The 19,484-nt window shown below is 56.1% G+C and carries 14 protein-coding genes and 1 rRNA gene; 6 read left to right on the forward strand and 9 right to left on the reverse strand.

From position 1 onward, the window contains the following. Positions 1-351: 351 nt before the first annotated feature. The gene (gene pgi / locus ACOTX1_RS19825; protein WP_003860343.1) at positions 352-2,001 is read right to left on the reverse strand and encodes a glucose-6-phosphate isomerase; all 1,650 of its coding nucleotides are present in this window, start codon (positions 1,999-2,001) and stop codon (positions 352-354) included. 374 nt (positions 2,002-2,375) lie between these two features. Between pgi and lysC the strand changes: the two genes are divergently transcribed. The 3 genes from lysC (at position 2,376) to ACOTX1_RS19840 (ending at position 5,086) form a co-directional block, all read left to right on the forward strand. Then, positions 2,376-3,725, forward strand: a complete 1,350-nt coding sequence (gene lysC, locus ACOTX1_RS19830; protein ID WP_003860344.1) for a lysine-sensitive aspartokinase 3 — start codon at positions 2,376-2,378, stop codon at positions 3,723-3,725. Between the two features lie 93 nt (positions 3,726-3,818). Then, the gene (panS, locus tag ACOTX1_RS19835; protein ID WP_022650218.1) at positions 3,819-4,763 is read left to right on the forward strand and encodes a ketopantoate/pantoate/pantothenate transporter PanS; all 945 of its coding nucleotides are present in this window, start codon (positions 3,819-3,821) and stop codon (positions 4,761-4,763) included. A gap of 50 nt (positions 4,764-4,813) precedes the next feature. Next, positions 4,814-5,086, forward strand: a complete 273-nt coding sequence (locus ACOTX1_RS19840) for a DUF3811 domain-containing protein (RefSeq protein WP_003860346.1) — start codon at positions 4,814-4,816, stop codon at positions 5,084-5,086. Here the strand turns inward: ACOTX1_RS19840 and rluF are convergent, their stop codons facing one another. After that, positions 5,087-5,959, reverse strand: a complete 873-nt coding sequence (rluF, locus tag ACOTX1_RS19845) for a 23S rRNA pseudouridine(2604) synthase RluF (RefSeq protein WP_022646725.1) — start codon at positions 5,957-5,959, stop codon at positions 5,087-5,089. It lies immediately after the preceding gene. Between the two features lie 197 nt (positions 5,960-6,156). Here rluF and ACOTX1_RS19850 point away from each other — a divergent pair, with 197 nt between their 5' ends. Both ACOTX1_RS19850 and ACOTX1_RS19855 read left to right on the forward strand, forming a co-directional pair. Then, a complete protein-coding gene (locus ACOTX1_RS19850) occupies positions 6,157-6,459 on the forward strand; it encodes a type II toxin-antitoxin system RelE/ParE family toxin (RefSeq protein WP_023315213.1) in 303 nt (100 codons plus the stop codon). 6 nt (positions 6,460-6,465) lie between these two features. Continuing rightward, on the forward strand, positions 6,466-6,753 hold the full coding sequence (locus ACOTX1_RS19855; RefSeq protein WP_023315212.1) for an addiction module antidote protein: 288 nt from the start codon (positions 6,466-6,468) through the stop codon (positions 6,751-6,753). On the opposite strand, the gene ACOTX1_RS19860 is transcribed toward ACOTX1_RS19855, so the two are convergent. Both ACOTX1_RS19860 and metH read right to left on the reverse strand, forming a co-directional pair. After that, positions 6,750-8,381, reverse strand: coding sequence for a Na/Pi cotransporter family protein (locus ACOTX1_RS19860; RefSeq protein WP_003860350.1), 1,632 nt, complete (start codon positions 8,379-8,381; stop codon positions 6,750-6,752). The genes ACOTX1_RS19855 and ACOTX1_RS19860 overlap by 4 nt on opposite strands. Positions 8,382-8,497: 116 nt before the next feature. After that, positions 8,498-12,181 (reverse strand): methionine synthase, encoded by a 3,684-nt coding sequence (metH, locus tag ACOTX1_RS19865; RefSeq protein WP_023315211.1) that lies wholly within the window; start codon positions 12,179-12,181, stop codon positions 8,498-8,500. A 193-nt stretch (positions 12,182-12,374) separates the two neighbouring features. On the opposite strand from metH, the gene iclR reads away from it, so the two are divergent. Continuing rightward, positions 12,375-13,202, forward strand: a complete 828-nt coding sequence (gene iclR, locus ACOTX1_RS19870; RefSeq protein WP_023315210.1) for a glyoxylate bypass operon transcriptional repressor IclR — start codon at positions 12,375-12,377, stop codon at positions 13,200-13,202. A gap of 23 nt (positions 13,203-13,225) precedes the next feature. Here iclR and aceK read toward each other — a convergent pair whose 3' ends face one another. The 5 genes from aceK to rrf all read right to left on the reverse strand — a co-directional run. Next, positions 13,226-14,977: a bifunctional isocitrate dehydrogenase kinase/phosphatase gene (aceK, locus tag ACOTX1_RS19875; protein WP_023315209.1), complete on the reverse strand. Its 1,752-nt coding sequence runs from the start codon at positions 14,975-14,977 to the stop codon at positions 13,226-13,228. Between the two features lie 51 nt (positions 14,978-15,028). Next, positions 15,029-16,333, reverse strand: a complete 1,305-nt coding sequence (aceA, locus tag ACOTX1_RS19880) for an isocitrate lyase (RefSeq protein WP_003860356.1) — start codon at positions 16,331-16,333, stop codon at positions 15,029-15,031. Positions 16,334-16,364: 31 nt separating this feature from the next. Next, a complete protein-coding gene (aceB, locus tag ACOTX1_RS19885) occupies positions 16,365-17,966 on the reverse strand; it encodes a malate synthase A (protein ID WP_003860359.1) in 1,602 nt (533 codons plus the stop codon). 269 nt (positions 17,967-18,235) lie between these two features. Continuing rightward, entirely contained in the window at positions 18,236-19,165 is a 930-nt protein-coding gene (metA, locus tag ACOTX1_RS19890) for a homoserine O-acetyltransferase MetA (RefSeq protein WP_003860360.1), read from the reverse strand. A gap of 224 nt (positions 19,166-19,389) precedes the next feature. Further along, positions 19,390-19,484, reverse strand: a 5S ribosomal RNA gene (gene rrf, locus ACOTX1_RS19895); the annotation flags it as partial.

Consider the following 19,484-nt stretch of genomic DNA (forward strand, 5'->3'; position numbering starts at 1 on the left):
ATGAATGAATGGAGATTTGCCCGAAAAGAAATTCAGGCGGATTCGAGTATACACAACTAAAGCAGTGGGTTTACCGTGGGGGTAAATAGGGATGAGGTTTTCAGACTAATGGTTAAAAATGGAAGGAAAAAAGAATCAAGTAAATATATAATTAATATAAATCAATAAGTTATAATATAAGAACATTAAAGCATCACTCCGTATTTTCTTAAAATAAACCTCAGCAATTAACGGGGTTACCGTCTTTTTCGGATTAAACTCAGATTCAGAATTTGAGATAACTAACAGACATCAGGAATTATCCGATAAAAAAATGCCGGCATATCGCCGGCATTGTTCATGACATATTTATTACGCACGCCAGGCTTTATAACGGTTAATCAGACCATTGGTGGAGCTGTCGTGGCTGTCGATCGCTTTATCGTCACCCAGCTCTGGCAGAATGCGGTTTGCCAGCTGTTTGCCCAGCTCAACGCCCCACTGGTCAAAGGTGAAGATGTTCAGAATAGCGCCCTGAGTGAAGATTTTGTGCTCGTAGAGGGCAATCAGCGCCCCCAGGCTGAACGGCGTGATTTCGCGCAGCAGAATGGAGTTAGTTGGACGGTTGCCTTCGAACACTTTAAACGGCACCACGTGCTCCAGCGTTGCCGGATCTTTACCCTGATCACGGTACTCCTGCTCAACCACCTCGCGGGATTTACCGAACGCCAGCGCTTCGGTCTGGGCGAAGAAGTTAGACAGCAGCTTCGGATGGTGGTCGGACAGTGGGTTGTGCGTAATCGCCGGGGCGATGAAATCGCACGGTACCATTTTGGTGCCCTGGTGGATCAGCTGGTAGAACGCGTGCTGACCGTTGGTGCCCGGCTCGCCCCAGATGATTGGGCCAGTCTGGTAATCCACCGCGTTGCCGTTACGGTCAACGTACTTGCCGTTGGATTCCATGTTGCCCTGCTGGAAGTAGGCCGCAAAGCGGTGCATGTACTGGTCGTACGGCAGAATCGCTTCGGTTTCAGCGCCGAAGAAGTTGTTGTACCAGATCCCGATCAGCGCCAGCAGCACCGGCAGGTTTTTCTCAGGCGCGGTGGTGGAGAAGTGTTTGTCCATCGCGTGCGCACCGGAGAGCAGCTCAACGAAGTTGTCGAAGCCGACGGACAGAATGATGGACAGGCCGATTGCAGACCACAGAGAGTAGCGGCCGCCAACCCAGTCCCAGAACTCGAACATGTTCGCCGTATCAATGCCGAACTCGCCTACCGCTTTACCGTTGGTGGACAGCGCCGCAAAGTGTTTCGCCACGTGCTTTTCGTCGCCCGCGGTTTTCAGGAACCAGTCGCGCGCGCTGTGGGCGTTGGTCATGGTTTCCTGAGTGGTGAAGGTTTTAGACGCCACCAGGAACAGCGTGGTTTCCGGGTTCACCTTTTTCAGCACTTCAGCGATGTGGGTCCCATCGACGTTGGACACGAAGTGCATGTTGAGGTGGTTTTTGTACGGGCGCAGCGCCTCGGTCACCATGAACGGGCCGAGGTCAGAGCCGCCGATACCGATGTTTACGACGTCGGTGATCGCTTTGCCGGTGTAGCCTTTCCAGCTACCTGAGATGATCGCTTCGGAGAAGGTTTTCATCTTTTCCAGCACCGCGTTCACTTCCGGCATCACATCTTTGCCGTCAACGATAATTGGAGTATTGCTACGGTTGCGCAGCGCCACGTGCAGCACGGCACGGTCTTCGGTGCGGTTGATCTTCTCACCGGAGAACATGGATTTGATGGCATCTGCCAGTTCAGTCTCTTTCGCCAGATCTTGCAGCTTCGCCAGCGTCTCTTCGGTGATACGGTTCTTGGAGAAATCCACCAGCATCAGGTCATCGAAGGTGGCGGAAAACTTGCTGAAACGATCGGCATCTTTCGCGAACAGATCCGCGATGGTGACGTCTTTCATTTCATCAAAATGTTTCTGTAGTGCCTGCCATGCAGCGGTCTGCGTTGGGTTGATGTTTTTCATAGCAATACTCTTCTGATTTGAGAATTGTGACTGCGGTCGATTGTAGCGCCTGCAAATAAAAATTGTGATGGTTTTTATGCCATTGCCCTGGTCTGCATCAAACGCAGGTGAAAAGACCCGAAAAGTATAGCTGCTGTCGCGCCCTTCCGGCGTGGCGAAATGTTGGTCAAAAAGGGGTAAAAAGGAGCATAAAATAAGGGCCTGTTATAAGTCCTGTTTCTGAGGGGTACCCCCCCATGAAAAATCCGCATAATCCCAGCATTGACAGGACCTCCCCCGCATTTTATTTATAGGGCCGTATTTTGCGCCTGCACCTGTTCTCGCTTCATTCTTGTGCCAAGGTCGCTCTATTCATTCCCTGACACGAGGTTGTTATGACGAGTTTTGTGGTCGCCAAGTTTGGCGGCACCAGTGTGGCAGACTACGATGCCATGAACCGCAGCGCCGATGTGGTGCTGGCCGATCCGAATACCCGCCTGGTGGTACTTTCCGCCTCAGCCGGCGTGACGAACCTGCTGGTTTCTCTGTCTGAAGGACTGGAAGCGACCGAGCGTTTCGTGAAGCTGGATGCACTGCGCAAAATTCAGTTCGACATTCTCGAGCGTCTGCAAAACCCGAACGTCATTCGTGAGGAAGTGGAACGCCTGCTGGAAAATATCACCACTCTGGCCGAAGCCGCGTCGCTGGCAACCTCTACCGCCCTGACCGATGAGCTGGTCAGCCACGGTGAACTAATGTCTACCCTGCTGTTCGTTGAGATCATGCGCGAGCGCAATATTCAGGCGCAGTGGTTCGACGTGCGTAAAGTCATGCGCACCAGCGACCGCTTTGGCCGCGCCGAGCCGGACGTGGAAGTCCTGGCTGAGCTGACTAACCAGCAGCTTGCCCCGCGCCTGGATGAAGGCATAGTGATCACCCAGGGCTTTATCGGCAGCGAAGCCAAAGGGCGCACAACCACGCTGGGCCGTGGCGGTAGCGACTACACCGCCGCCCTGCTGGGTGAAGCCCTGCACGCCACCCGCGTGGATATCTGGACGGACGTGCCGGGAATCTACACCACCGACCCGCGCGTGGTCTCTGCGGCAAAACGTATTGACGTGATCGCCTTTGAAGAAGCGGCTGAAATGGCCACCTTCGGCGCGAAAGTGCTGCATCCGGCCACGCTGCTGCCCGCCGTGCGCAGCGACATTCCGGTCTTCGTTGGCTCAAGTAAAGATCCAAAGGCGGGCGGGACGCTGGTCTGCAAGAAAACCGAGAACCCGCCGCTGTTCCGCGCGCTGGCCCTGCGTCGTAAGCAGACGCTGGTTACCCTGCACAGCCATAATATGCTGCATTCCCGCGGCTTCCTGGCAGAAGTGTTTGGCATCCTGGCGCGCCACAATATCTCTGTAGATTTGATTACCACTTCTGAAGTGAGTATTGCGCTGACGCTGGACACCACCGGTTCAACCTCAACGGGTGATACCCTGCTGACGCAGTCGCTGCTGATCGAGCTTTCCGAGTTGTGCCGTGTGGAAGTGGAAGAAGACCTGGCGCTGGTGGCCATCATCGGCAACAAGCTGTCGCGCGCCTGTGGCGTGGGTAAAGAGGTGTTCGGCGTGCTCGACCCGTTCAATATCCGCATGATCTGCTACGGTGCATCCAGCTACAACCTCTGCTTCCTGGTCCCTGCCGATCAGGCCGAGCAGGTCGTGCAGAAACTTCATCAGAATTTGTTTGAATAAAATTCGTTAGCACGTTAAACAATATCGATAAGCCGGGCACAGACCCGGCTTTTTTATAACAAAACAACACGACAATACTGCAAGGAATTCACTATGCTCTCCGCTATCACCCGGCTGTTCCCGTTATGGGCGCTGCTGCTCTCTGTACTCGCGTATTACACTCCTGCCACGTTCACGGGCATTGGTCCGTGGGTCACCACGCTGCTGATGCTGATTATGTTCGGCATGGGCGTGCATCTGAAAATTGACGATTTCAAACGCGTGCTGTCTCGCCCGGCGCCGGTTGCCGCAGGGATTTTCCTGCACTACCTGGTGATGCCGCTCGCGGCCTGGCTGCTGGCGATGGCCTTTAAGATGCCGCCCGACCTTTCCGCCGGGATGGTGCTGGTGGGGAGCGTTGCCAGCGGCACGGCATCTAACGTCATGATCTATCTGGCGAAAGGCGACGTGGCGCTTTCCGTCACCATCTCGTCCGTTTCCACGCTGGTGGGCGTGATTGCCACGCCTCTGTTAACCCGCCTGTATGTCGACGCGCATATCCAGGTGGACGTGATGGGCATGCTGCTCAGCATCCTGCAAATCGTGGTGATCCCGATTGCGCTGGGGCTGGTGATCCACCATCTCTTCCCGCGGGTGGTGAAAGCGGTTGAGCCGTATCTGCCCGCGTTTTCGATGATCTGCATACTGGCCATTATCAGCGCCGTGGTAGCCGGTTCCGCATCGCACATTGCTTCGGTGGGCTTTGTGGTGATCGTCGCGGTTGTGCTGCATAACACTATTGGTCTGCTGGGCGGTTACTGGGGCGGGAAGCTGTTTGGCTTTGACGAATCCACCTGCCGCACGCTGGCGATCGAAGTGGGGATGCAGAACTCCGGCCTGGCGGCGGCGCTGGGTAAAATTTACTTCTCACCGCTGGCAGCGCTACCGGGGGCGCTGTTCTCCGTCTGGCATAACCTGTCCGGTTCGCTGTTAGCAGGGTACTGGTCCGGTAAGCCGATTGATGACCAACCGAAAAAAGATGCGGTGAAACAGGGTTAATTGTCCCGGCTTGCTTTACACTGAAGCCTCCCCATCAGGAGGCTTCAGCAATGGCTACACCACGTTTGACCCAGAAAGACATGACCGAAGCCGAGCAGCGCGAACTTAAAACGCTTCTCGACCGCGCCCGCATCGCGCATGGCCGCACGCTGACGAACGCCGAAACCAATCAGGTTAAAAAAGAGTACATCGACAAGCTGATGGCGCAACGTGAGGCTGCGGCGAAAAAAGCCCGCAAGCTGAAAAAAGAGCAGGCTTATAAGCCGGATGCAGAGGCGACCTTTTCCTGGTCCGCCAATACATCAACCCGTGGAAGGCGCTAATCAGCGCCCTTTCTTTTTGCGCCCCGGCTGGGTAAAGCGTTTTCCGTTGCCCGGCTTGCCTCGCCCTTTCTCTTCCGCCTGCGGTGCCTTCACCACCGGACGCTTAATCGCCTGCGTTTTCGGTTTGGCTTTAGCTTTCGGCTTCGCTTCGGACGAGGAGTTCTCGATAAGTTTGAACAGCTCGATCAGCTCGTCGTCCGTTAAGTCACGCCACTCGCCCAGCGGGATCCCGGACAGGCTGACGTTCATGATGCGCGTGCGTTCCAGCTTCGTCACTTCATAACCGAAGTACTCGCACATGCGGCGGATCTGGCGGTTCAGGCCCTGAACCAGCGTGATGCGGAACGCGAACGGCGCTTCTTTTTTGACTTTACACTTCTTCGTCACGGTGCCCAGAATCGGCACGCCTGCGCCCATCCCGCGAATGAACTCGTCCGTCACCGGCTTGTTCACCGTCACGATGTACTCTTTCTCGTGGTCGTTACCGGCACGCAGAATTTTGTTGACCAGATCGCCGTGGTTGGTGAGGAAAATCAGCCCCTGAGAGTCTTTATCCAGACGGCCAATCGGGAAAATGCGGCTGCTGTGGTTCACGAAATCAACAATGTTGTCCCGCTCGCCATCTTCCGTGGTGCTGACAATCCCAACCGGTTTGTTCAACGCGATAAACACCAGGTCTTCGGCATCACGCGGTTCGATGACCTGACCATTCACTTTCACCACATCGCCAGGTACCACCTGATCACCAATGGTGGCGCGTTTGCCGTTAAGAAACACGTTACCCTGTTCAATGTAACGGTCAGCCTCGCGACGTGAGCAGATCCCGCTCTCGCTAATGTATTTGTTTAATCGGGTTGATTGAGTTGGCAGCATAGTTTCTCCTGTGAAGGGCGAAATATACCTTAGGTTTGGGCTGGAAAAAAAGATTAGCCGACGGTTACTGAGACGGGTTTTTTAGTTTGCGAGACGCTTTCAGGATTTAGCGTCAGGCTATTTATCCTTGAGCTAACTCCTTTTAGCTTTACTCTCCAGAGACAATTGCTTGTAGTTTATAAATCACAGGGAGTAATATGAAGGAGATCGTTCAGACAGAATCCTTCCGACGCTGGGAGCAAAATTTAAAGGACAGGCGGGCAAAGACGATTATCGCTTCCCGCCTCTTTAGGCTGGCAAATGGCTTAGCGGGCGACATTAGACCCGTGGGGGAAGGTATCAGTGAACTGAGGATCCACTTTGGCCCGGGCTACAGAGTCTATTTTAAGGACCAGGGCAATTGCATCATCGTGCTGTTATGTGGTGGTGACAAAAGCAGCCAGGCCAGAGACATACTTATGGCAAAAATGCTGAGCAATGTATCCCAATGGCAGGAGTGAATGAGCATGCATAAATTAACACCCTACGATCCAGCCAACGCACTGGTGGATGACGAGGAAATCGCTGTGTTTATGGCTGATGCATTAGAGACGGGTGACTCAGCGTACATTGCTAAAGCGCTGGGCGTCATCGCCCGAGCGAAAGGGATGTCGACCATTTCCCTGCAAACGGGCCTGTCACGAGAACAACTGTATCGATCATTCAGTGATAAGGGGAACCCAACGCTCAAAACCACGCTGGCGGTCATGAAAGCATTGGGCCTTAGGTTAACAATCAAACCCTCTGGGGATTAATACTCATCCCGCTCGTCATCTTCATCCGGTTGCTCCATCACGCTGTACGCCACCGCGCAGAACAACGAGTTGAGACGTTTCATATCGCCCAGCAGCCCCAGATGGAGCGAGCTGGTTTCGATACTCTGCACGTTCTGCTGATGCAGACGCTCAACGTGGGCGTGCGAGTAGCGGCGATTAAGGATGCGGAAACGATGCTTGTTGCGGCGCAGGCGGCGCGCGCTCGGCACGTCGCTGGAGAAGAAGACCGACATCGCCAGCTTCAGGTTGCTGACCAGCTGTTCGTGCAGCGCTTCCAGCTCTTTCAGCCCTTCCACAGAAAACGCCCGACGTGCGGCCAGGGATTTATCCGCGATTTCACTGCCCATACGCTCGACAATATCCGAAGCCTGCTCCAGGTTAAGCGACATCTCAATAATTTCCGCCCAGCGGCGGGATTCCTCTTCCGCCAGCTCGTCCTGGGGGATCCGCGCCAGATAGAGCTTGATGGCGGTATACAGCACGTTGATATCGTCCGCCAGCCTGCGCAGCTCTTTTTCTTCGCGCGGCTCGCCGTGCATCACCTTTTGCAACCCTTCCAGCATGGTTTCCATCGCGTCACCCATGCGCAGCGTTTCGCGGGCGGCATTGGCGATGGCCAGTGCGGGCGTGTCCAGCACAGAGGTGTCCAGATGCTTCGGTTTAAGGCGCGCGTCCAGCTCCGGTTCATCACGAATTAGCCGCTCGCAGAAGCGGGCCATCGGCGCGGCAAACGGCACCATCGCCAGACAGCGCACCAGGTTGTAGAAGACGTGGAAGTAGATCACCAGTTCCGCTTTCGGCAGAGAGAGATTGTCCATCAGGTTCGCCAGCGGGTGTACAAACGGCAGAATGATCAGGCTGCCCACCAGCTTGAAGAGCAAACTCCCCAGCGCCACCCGGCGGGCGGCCGCGTTGGCGGCGCTGTTGTTGAGCATCGCCAGCAGGCCAGAGCCGAGGTTGGCACCGATCACCAGGCACAGCGCCACCGGGAAGGAAATGACCCCTGCGGCGGTTAAGGTCGCCGTCAGCAGGACCGCTGCCAGGCTGGAGTAGCTGACGATGGCGAATACTGCGCCGATCAGCGCATCCAGCATAATATCGCCGGTTAACGAGGCGAAGATGACCTGTACACCGTTGGCCTGGGTGATCGGCGTGACAGCCTGCACAATCAACTCCAGCGCCAGCAGGATCAGCCCGAGGCCAATACCGACGCGGCCAAGCTGCCCGGCACGGCTTTGCTTACGGCCGAGGAAGAAAATGACGCCGATAAAAATCAGCAGCGGCGACAGCCAGGAGAGATCGAACGTCAGGATACGCGCCATCAGCGCGGTACCGACGTCGGCGCCCAGGACAATCACCAGCGCCGGGGCGAGCGCCACCAGATCCTGCGCCACGAACGAGGTGACGAGCATGGTGGTGGCGTTGCTGCTTTGCACCAGCGCCGTGACGCCAATACCCGCGCAGAAGGCGAGCGGCTTCTTCTCAACGCTGCCGCTGAGAACGGTACGTAAACGTGCGCCAAACACACGCATCACGCCGGTACGAACGATATGGGTGCCCCATACCAGCAGTGCGACTGCGGAGAGCAGGTGTAACAACGTCAACACGGTAGGCATTCCTCCTTATCGTTATTCGTTTTCCTGAGGTTCAGTATAAGGGTTTAAACGTAAGAAAGAGACAAGGCACCATAGCGGTGCCCTGTTTGTTGTAAGGAAAAGTGACGTTAGTCTGCGTCGTAGCCTAAATTCGGCGCCAGCCAGCGTTCCACCTCTGACACGCTCATGCCTTTACGCAGAGCGTAATCCTCAATCTGATCGCGCTGAAGCTGTGCCACGGCGAAGTACTTGCTGTCCGGATGGCTGAAGTACCAGCCGGAAACGGACGCGCCCGGCCACATGGCAAATGACTCGGTGAGCTTCATGCCCGTATGCGCTTCTACGTCCAGCAGTTTCCAGATAGTGCCCTTCTCGGTGTGTTCCGGGCAGGCCGGATACCCCGGCGCCGGTCGAATGCCCTGGTAATTTTCGCGGATCAACTCCTCGTTGCTGAGATTCTCATTGGCCGCGTAGCCCCAGTGCACCTTACGTACGCGCTCGTGCAGATACTCGGCAAAGGCTTCCGCCAGGCGATCGGCAATCGCTTTCACCATGATTTTGTTGTAATCATCGTGGTGCGCGTCGTACGCATCCGCCAGCGCGTCTTCTTCCAGACCGCCGGTTACGGCAAAGGCGCCGATATAGTCGGCTTTACCGGAGAGTTTCGGTGCGACGAAATCCGCCAGGCAGTAGTTGGCAAAGCCCACTTTCTCGGTTTGCTGGCGCAGATGGTGGCTGACTGCCAGCACGTGAGTGCGGGTTTCATCGCGGTAAATTTCGATGTCGTCGCCCACGCGGTTGGCCGGGAACAGCCCCACCACGCCGCGTGGGTTGAGGGTTTTCTCCGCGCTTAGCCTGTCGAGCATGTCGTTGGCATCGTTAAACAGGCGTTTCGCCTCCTCGCCCACCACCTCATCTTCCAGGATGCGCGGATATTTGCCCGCGAGCGACCAGGTCATGAAGAACGGCGTCCAGTCGATGTAGTTACGCAGCGTTTCGATGCTGGCCGTCACGTCCTGCACGCCCAGACGGTGTGCGACCGGCGGCGTATAGCTGGACCAGTCGAACGCCAGATCGTTTTCGCGCGCCGCCTGAAGCGAAACCGGCGGCGTGCGCGGTTTCTTACGTCCATGCTGAATGCGGACGGTTTCATACTCTTTGCGGGTGCGGGCGACAAAGTCATCGCGCTGGGTGTCGGACAGCAGCGCGGAGACCACGCCCACGGTGCGCGAGGCGTTTTGGACATACACCGTCGGCCCACTGTAGTTCTGCTCGATTTTCACCGCCGTGTGGGCTTTCGAGGTGGTTGCCCCGCCAATCAGCAGTGGAATGGTGAAGCCCTGGCGCTCCATCTCTTTTGCCACGTTGACCATTTCGTCCAGCGACGGCGTAATCAGCCCGGAAAGACCAATCAGATCCGCATTCACCTCACGCGCGGTCCTGAGGATTTTATCCGCCGGGACCATCACGCCAAGATCGATAATTTCGTAGTTATTACACTGCAACACCACGCCAACGATGTTTTTGCCGATGTCGTGTACGTCGCCCTTCACGGTGGCGATGACCATTTTACCGTTACTGGAGCCCTTCTCTTTGCTGGCTTCGATAAAGGGTTCCAGATACGCCACCGCCTGTTTCATGACGCGGGCGGATTTCACCACCTGCGGCAGGAACATTTTGCCCTCGCCGAACAGATCGCCGACCACGTTCATGCCGTCCATCAGCGGCCCTTCGATCACTTCAATCGGACGGGCGGCCTGCTGACGCGCTTCCTCAGTATCCTCCTCGATAAACTCGGTAATGCCTTTTACAAGCGAGTATTCCAGACGCTTATTCACATCCCAGGAGCGCCATTCGGCCTGTTGAACGTTGGCTGATTCGTCAGATTTACTGCCGCGGTATTTTTCCGCCAGATCCAGCATGCGTTCGGTGGCGTCGTCACGACGATTGAGGATCACGTCTTCTACGGCGTCGCGCAGCTCGGCTGGCAGATCGTCGTAAATTGCCAGCTGGCCGGCGTTGACGATCCCCATGTCCATCCCGTTGCGGATGGCGTAGTAGAGGAATACGGCGTGGATCGCCTCACGCACCGGGTCGTTGCCGCGGAACGAGAACGACACGTTTGACACGCCGCCGGAGATCAGCGCATGCGGTAGCTCGCGTTTAATGTCTTCACACGCGCCGATGAAGTCCTGGGCGTAGTTGTTGTGCTCTTCGATGCCGGTCGCGACGGCGAAGATGTTCGGGTCGAAGATGATGTCTTCCGGCGGGAAGCCCACCTCTTCGGTCAAAATTTTGTACGCGCGGCGGCAAATCTCAATCTTGCGCTCGCGGGTATCGGCCTGGCCCACTTCATCGAAGGCCATCACCACCACGGCGGCCCCGTAGCGACGCACCAGCTTCGCGTGGTGGATAAAGGTATCGACCCCCTCTTTCATCGAGATGGAGTTAACGATGCCTTTGCCCTGAATGCATTTCAGCCCTTTTTCGATGACGTCCCATTTAGAAGAGTCAATCATGATCGGCACGCGGGCGATATCCGGCTCACCGGCAATCAGGTTGAGGAAACGCACCATCGCCGCTTCGGCGTCGAGCATCCCCTCGTCCATGTTGATATCGATAATCTGCGCGCCGCTTTCCACCTGCTGGCGGGCAACGTCCAGCGCTTCGCTGTACTTCTCTTCTTTGATCAGACGCTTGAACTTCGCGGAGCCGGTGACGTTTGTACGCTCACCCACGTTCACAAACAGGCTGTCGTCGCCGATGGTCAACGGCTCCAGGCCGGACAGGCGACAGGCAACCGGAAGCTCGGGTAGCTTGCGCGGTGGAAGCCCGGCGACGGCGTTGCTCATGGCGGCGATATGCTCAGGCGTGGTGCCGCAGCAGCCGCCGACGATGTTGAGGAAACCAGATTCGGCCCACTCGCGGATTTGCGCCGCCATGGTGTCGGCATCCAGATCGTACTCACCGAACGCATTCGGCAGACCGGCGTTCGGGTGGGCGGTGACGTAGCACTCTGCGATGCGCGAAAGCTCCTGCACGTACTGGCGCAGCTCGTCCGGCCCCAGCGCGCAGTTCAGGCCGAAGGAGAGCGCTTCGGCATGGCGCAGAGAGTTATAAAACGCTTCGGTTGTCTGGCCGGAAAGCGTGCGCCCCGAGGCATCGGTGATGGTACCGGAAATCATGATCGGCAGGTCGACGCCCAGCGACTCGAACTCCTCTTTTACCGCGTAAATTGCCGCTTTGGCGTTGAGGGTGTCGAATACGGTTTCAATCAGGATCAGGTCGGAGCCGCCTTCCACCAGCGCTTTAGTGGACTCCCGATACGCGGCCACCAGCTGGTCAAACGTGATGTTCCGAAACGCCGGGTCGTTCACGTCCGGAGAAATCGACGCGGTGCGGTTGGTCGGGCCCAGCACCCCGGCTACGTAGCGCGGCTTGTCCGGCGTACGGGCCGTCCATTCGTCGGCGCAGGCGCGCGCCAGCTTCGCCGCTTCAAAGTTGATCTCCGCCGACAGGGACTCCATCTGGTAATCCGCCATGGCGATGGTTGTCGAGTTGAAGGTGTTGGTTTCTACAATATCCGCACCCGCTTCGAAGTAAGCGTTGTGGATATCTCTGATGACTGACGGTTTACTCAACACCAGCAGGTCATTGTTCCCTTTCAGGTCACAAGGCCAGTCGGCAAAGCGCTCGCCGCGGAAATCGTCTTCACACAGACGATAGCCCTGGATCATGGTGCCCATGCCGCCGTCCAGCACCAGAATTCGTTCATTTAACTGCGCACGCAGTTGCTCTACTTTGCTGCTCACACTTGCTCCCGACAACGCTCAACATGGCCAAAAGGCTGCGTTCCATACTGGCATAATCTCGCAGGGTCGAAAAGTCACACAGCGGTAACATGAGACATGTTCACTATCACTCCTCCGATCAGTCAGGAAAGCGGTTGCAAAACCACCAAATAAAACGAAAATGATTTCCACGATACAGAAAAAGGAGTTCGTCATGGTTACGACCGTTCCCGCTAAACGCGGCAGAAAACCTGCTGCAACCACCGCTGCACAACCTGGCGGACAGGTTCAATCCCTGACGCGCGGCCTGAAGCTGCTGGAATGGATAGCCGAATCGCACGGCAGCGTGGCCCTGACGGAGCTGGCGCAGCAGGCTGGCCTGCCGAACTCCACCACGCACCGTCTGCTGACCACCATGCAGCAGCTGGGATTCGTGCGTCAGGTGGGCGAGCTGGGACACTGGGCGGTGGGGGCGCATGCGTTTATTGTCGGCAGCAGCTTCCTGCAAAGCCGCAACCTGCTGGCGATTGTCCACCCGATTCTGCGCAAGCTGATGGAGGAGTCCGGCGAGACGGTAAACCTGGCCGTACTGGATCAGAGCGATCACCAGGCGATTATCATCGACCAGGTGCAATGCACGCAGCTGATGCGCATGTCCGCGCCGATTGGCGGCAAGCTGCCGATGCATGCCTCAGGGGCGGGTAAAGCGTTCCTCTCGCAGCTGACCGAGGAGCAGGTGACGGGGCTGCTGCACCGTAAAGGACTGCATGCCTATACCCACGCCACGCTGGTTTCGCCGGTGCATCTGAAAGAAGATTTGGCCCTGACCCGCAAGCGCGGCTATTCGTTTGACGACGAGGAGCACGCCCTCGGCCTGCGCTGTATCGCAGCCTGCATTTTTGACGAGCACCGCGAGCCGTTTGCCGCCATCTCTATCTCCGGGCCGATTTCACGTATGACCGACGATCGGGTCACTGAGTTGGGTGCGCTGGTGATTAAGGCGGCGAAAGAGGTGACGCTGGCGTATGGTGGGATTCGTTAAACGTGCATTGCCGCCTGATGCCCTCACCCCGGCCCTCTCCCACAGGGAGAGGGAGAAAAGCGGATGCAAAACCGCTGCTTACGGCGGTAAGCGTACACATCTTCCACGTGCCCGTTTTTGATCCGCGTTTGCAGTCCCCGCCAGTAGCTGGCGCGGAACAGATCAGCATGCATCTCTTCGAATAGCGGCCCGATGCGCGGATCGGCGCACAGCCAGTGTCGAAACTCTTCGGGAAACACATCGCCCGGCGAAACGCTGTACCACGGCTCGCTGGAAAGCTCATCTTCCGGGTAGCGGGGCGGTGGGATATCGCGGAAGTTCACCTCGGTCATGTAGCAAATTTCGTCGTAATCGTAGAACACCACCCGCCCGTGACGGGTGACGCCGAAGTTTTTAAACAGCATATCGCCCGGGAAGATATTGGCGGCGGCGAGCTGGCGAATCGCATTGCCGTACTCTTCAATGGCGTCTCGTAAAGCCTGGCCTTCGGACTGCTCCAGCCAGATATTTAGCGGCACCATCCGGCGTTCGATATAGAGATGGCTAATCGCAATCTTATCGCCAAGATCGGTAATTTTCGTCGGCGCTTCCTGCATTAGCAGCGACATCAGCGACGGATCGATCTGCTGCTTATCCAGCACAAAGTTTTCAAACTCCTGGGTATCGGCCATTCGCCCGACACGATCGTGCTCTTTAACCAGCTGATAGCAGGCGCGAACGTGCGCGGCGCTCATCTCCTTCTGCGGGGCGAATTTATCCTTAATCACCTTAAACACGCGGTCGAAGCCCGGCAGTGTGAAAACCAGCATCACCATGCCGCGGATCCCCGGCGCTTCGATAAACTGCTCATCAGCCGTGGTGACATAACGCAGGTATTCCCGATAACTTTCCGTTTTGGCATGCTTCTGACAGCCAATCGCCATGTACAGCTCGGCGGTGGTTTTGCCCGGCAGGATCTCGCGCAGCCACTCCACCAGGGCGGCAGGCAGTGGGGCATAGACCATGAAATAGGAACGGGCGAAGCCAAATACGATACTGGCCTCAGCGCTGGTAGTCAGGCAGGTATCGACAAACAGTTGGCCGTCGTCGGTACGGTGAATGGGCAGCAGAAACGGCACGATGGCTGTCGGCGTAACCAGTTTGCCCACCAGCCAGGCGGCCTTATTCCGGTAGAAAAGCTCGTTGGCAACCTGCAAATGGCTGCGGCTGAGCACCTCCTCGCCGAAGGTTTCACTGAGATACGCATGGATATAGCCGATATCCCGGGGTTTATTCTCCCACGGCAGGCGCAGCGGCAAATCCGTTAAGACACGGAGCAGGAGCTTTTCCCAGCCGCGATCGGGAAAGAAATCTTTCGCCAGCGGACGCGGAATGGTACGGAAGCGGCGCTCCGGCTGGGAGCTGAAGATAAATAACCGCTCAGGAGATAATGAGCGGTGGTCAAATAACCGGCAATAGACGGAGTTGAAAAAGCTCTCCGCAATCTCGAAGCGCGGGTAGTCGGGTAACAGATGGGTGTAATGCTCTTTCACGCGCAGTAAAAAATCCGCATCCGGGCTTTTACCGTCGGTGATACAGCGCAGTTGCTCCACCACCAGACCTACATGGTGATCATAAAGATGGATACGCTGCTTCATGGCCTGCTGAACCGCATGCCAGTCGGCGTGCTCAAAACGCTGTTGCGCGCCGGAGGTGACTTCCAGAAAGCGGCCATATTGGGCATCGAAGCCCTGCAAAATAGTTTGGGCAATCAGTAATTCCAGACCACGCGACATATATTCCCCCTCACCCCAACCCTCTCCCCGAGGGGGGAGAGGGGGAAAAGATTAGAACTGTGCTTCTTCCGTTGAGCCCGTTAATGCCGTGACGGAGGAGGCCCCGCCCTGAATAATCGTGGTCACATTATCGAAGTAGCCGGTTCCCACTTCCTGCTGGTGCGAAACGAAGGTATATCCCTCTTTGCCTGCCGCAAATTCTGGCTGCTGCACCTTCTCAACATAGTGCTTCATGCCTTCGCCCTGCGCGTAGGCGTGCGCCAGGTCGAACATGTTGAACCACATGCTGTGGATACCCGCCAGGGTGATGAACTGGTACTTGTAGCCCATATCCGACAGCTGCTGCTGGAAGCTGGCGATTGTGGTATCGTCCAGATTCTTTTGCCAGTTGAAGGACGGCGAACAGTTATAGGCCAGCAGCTTGCCCGGATACTTCGCATGAATCGCATCGGCAAAACGCTTCGCCAGCGCCAGATCCGGCGTGGAGGTTTCACACCAGACCAGGTCAGCGTAAGGGGCATAGGCCAGACCGCGGCTGATGGCCTGTTCGATACCGGCATGCGTGCGATAGAACCCCTCGCTGGTGCGCTCGCCGGTAATAAATTCGCTGTCGTACGGATCGCAGTCAGAGGTGATCAGGTCCGCCGCATCAGCATCGGTACGGGCAATCACCAGCGTCGGCACGCCGAGCACGTCAGCAGCCAGACGCGCGGCAACCAGCTTTTGGATCGCTTCCTGGGTTGGTACCAGCACTTTCCCGCCCATATGCCCGCACTTCTTGACCGACGCCAGTTGATCTTCAAAGTGAACGGCCGCTGCACCGGCCTCAATCATGGATTTCATCAGCTCAAAGGCGTTCAGCACGCCGCCGAAACCGGCTTCCGCATCGGCGACGATCGGCAGGAAATAGTCTATAAAACGCGGATCGTGGGGTTCGATACCCGCGGCCCACTGGATCTGATCCGCACGGCGGAAGGTATTGTTGATCCGATCCACCACTGACGGCACCGAGTTCGCCGGATAAAGAGATTGATCCGGATACATGCTGGAGGCAAGGTTAGCATCCGCCGCGACCTGCCAGCCGGAAAGATAGATAGCTTCAATGCCGGCCTTCGCCTGCTGCAATGCCTGACCGCCAGTCAGTGCGCCGAGGCTGTTGATATAGCCTTTTTTAGCTCCCCCATGCAGCAGATCCCACATTTTCGCCGCGCCGTTCTGCGCCAGCGTACATTCCGGATTAACCGAGCCGCGTAACTTCACCACTTCTTCTGCGCTGTACGGACGGCGAATGCCTTCCCAGCGCGGTTGGGTCCACTCTTTTTGTAACTCTTCGATCTGTTGGGTACGGGTTTTCATGTGCAGATGCTCCATATTGTTATGTGGTGAATTACGCCAGGAAGCGGTAGCCCGGCAGGGTCAGGAAGTCGATTAAGTCATCAGAGGTGGTGATTTGCTCCATCAGACGTGCAGCATCGTCAAAACGCCCACTGCTGAAGCGGTGCTCGCCCAGTTCGTCCTGGATGACCCGCATCTCTTCGGCCAGCATCTGACGGAACAGGGCTTTGGTTACCGGTTTGCCGTTGCTGAGCGTTTTTTGATGGTGGATCCACTGCCAGATGGAGGTACGTGAAATTTCCGCCGTGGCGGCATCTTCCATCAGGCCGTAAATCGGCACGCAGCCGTTGCCGGAGATCCATGCCTCGATGTACTGCACGGCGACGCGAATATTGGCGCGCATGCCCTCTTCCGTACGCTCGCCCGCACACGGCGCGAGCAACTGTTCTTCTGCGATGGGCGCATCATCTTCACGGGTGACAAACAGCTGGTTTTTGTTGTCGCCGAGTACGCGGTTAAAGACTTCCATCGCCGTATCGGCCAGACCGGGATGGGCAATCCACGTCCCGTCGTGGCCATTACGGGCTTCCAGCTCTTTATCGGCTTTCACCTTGTTGAGCACATGGTTGTTACGCTCAGCATCTTTGCTCGGGATAAAGGCCGCCATGCCGCCCATCGCAAAGGCGCCGCGTTTGTGACAGGTCTTAATCAGCAGGCGCGAGTAGGCGCTGAGGAACGGTTTATCCATAGTCACAACCTGACGATCCGGCAATACCCGGTCGGCATGGTTTTTCAGCGTTTTGATGTAGCTGAAGATGTAATCCCAGCGGCCGCAGTTCAGGCCCACAATATGGTCACGCAGCGCATGGAGGATCTCATGCATCTGGAATACGGCAGGCAGGGTTTCAATCAGCAGCGTGGCTTTAATGGTGCCGCGCGGCAGGCTGAAGCGGTCTTCTGCGTAGCTGAAAACTTCACTCCACCACGCCGCTTCCTGCCAGGACTGGGTTTTCGGCAGATAGAAATAGGGGCCGCTGCCTTTCGCCAGCAGGTTTTTATGGTTGTGGAAGAAGTACAGCGCAAAGTCGAACAGGCTGCCCGGAATCGCTTCTCCGCGCCAGGTGACGTGCTTTTCTGGCAAATGCAGACCGCGTACGCGACAGATCAGCACCGCCGGATTCGGTTTGAGCTGGTAAATTTTACCGGCTTCGTTGGTATAGCTGATGGTGCCATTGACGGCGTCGCGCAGGTTGATCTGCCCGTCGATAACTTTCTGCCAGTCCGGTGCCAGCGAGTCTTCAAAATCGGCCATAAAGACTTTGACGTTGGCATTCATGGCGTTGATCACCATTTTGCGCTCTACCGGGCCGGTGATCTCCACACGACGATCCTGTAAATCTTCAGGGATTCCGCGGATTTTCCAATCACCATGACGAATGGAAGCAGTTTCCGAAATAAATCCTGGCAACTTGCCGTTATCGATCCCCTGCTGTTGGTGAATGCGCGCCGCCAGCAGTTTATTACGCTGTGGCGTAAAGCGAGTCACCAGTTCAGTCAGAAACTCTACCGCTTCTGCCGTCAAAACTTGCTGTTCTTGCTCACCATTCGGCTGGGTAAAGGTCAGTTCATCGACCGTTGTTGCCTGTTGAGTCATCGTTCTGCTCCTCATCAAAGATCCAAATCACGCCCCCGACGCGAGCGAAAGATCGTTGTGTAGTTTTCGCTCAGCAGAATTAAGACTATCTATAATTTTTCCAAAATCAAAAACAATTTCCATTTTAATTTTAATTGCAACGCAACTTCATGATTACTATAGAGTTAAAGTTTCCTGGTATGTTGAACAGGATTTCGGAAATAAAAAAGGCACCCGAAGGTGCCTGATCTGAATAGCTGAAACGCTTTAGGATCGTTTAATGCAGACGATTACTCCAGCGTCGGATTCATGTGGCGAAGATCGTACGGCGTAATCTGGTAGACGTAATAGTTGAGCCAGTTGGTAAACAGCAAATTTCCATGACTACGCCAGGTTGCCCGAGGCGTGTTTTGTGGATCGTTTTTCGGGAAATAGTTGTACGGGACATCCGGATTCAGACCCGCTTCAACGTCACGAAAATACTCTGCCGCGAGGGTATGCGGATCGTACTCAGGATGGCCGGTAACGAACGCGATGCGTTTGTCTTTACTGGCGAACAGGTAGGCATCGCCGTCTTCCGTTTCGGCCAGGATTTCCAGGTCGGTGTAATCTCGGATCAGCTGTGCCGGAAAATCGGCGTAGCGAGAATGCGGGGCCAGGAAAGTGTCATCGAAACCACGCGTCAGCAGCGCATGCGGGTGAAGGATGTGGTGTTCGTATACGCCAGAAAGTTTGTCGCTGCGGGTTTGCTTGGGAATACCATACAGGATATTCAATGCGGCCTGTACCGCCCAACAGACAAACAAGGTGGACGTGACGTGATCTTTTGCCCACTCCAGCACCTGCCTGATCTGTGGCCAGTAGGCAACGTCATTAAATTCCACCAGACCCAGCGGTGCGCCGGTGACGATCAATCCATCGAAGTTCTCATCGCGAATATCTTCAAAATTACAGTAGAAGTTATTCAGATGCTCAGCAGGCGTGTTGCGTGACTCACGCGCGTCAATGCGCAGCAACTGGATATCAACCTGAAGCGGAGAGTTGGAGAGCAAACGCAAGAACTGGTTCTCTGTTTCGATCTTCTTTGGCATCAAATTAAGGATCAGCACCTTCAGCGGGCGAATTTCCTGACCAGAAGCACGCGAAGTTGTCATTACGAAGACATTCTCTTCACGCAAGAAATTGACGGCTGGTAGCTCGTCCTGCACCCGAATCGGCATAACCTTAAATCCTCACAGCATACGTATAAACGTTTAGACATCCAGACAGCTAACGATACCCAGAAACGGGGTTAATGTCGAGCCTGCAAGCGTAAGGTGAGAAAGTTTCAAGGAGGGGATGGTGCGGTTTGGTGCCCTCACCCCGGCCCTCTCCCACAGGGAGAGGGAGAAAAACAAAAGCAAAAAACCCCGCACCTTACGGTACGGGGTTCTTCTTGTTTGATGCCTGGCAGTTCCCTACTCTCACATGGGGAGACCCCACACTACCATCGGCGCTACGGCGTTTCACTTCTGAGTTCGGCATGGGGTCAGGTGGGAC

The organism is Enterobacter cloacae complex sp. IR5401, assembly GCF_049238425.1.
Taxonomy (GTDB): Bacteria; Pseudomonadota; Gammaproteobacteria; order Enterobacterales; family Enterobacteriaceae; genus Enterobacter; species Enterobacter hormaechei_C.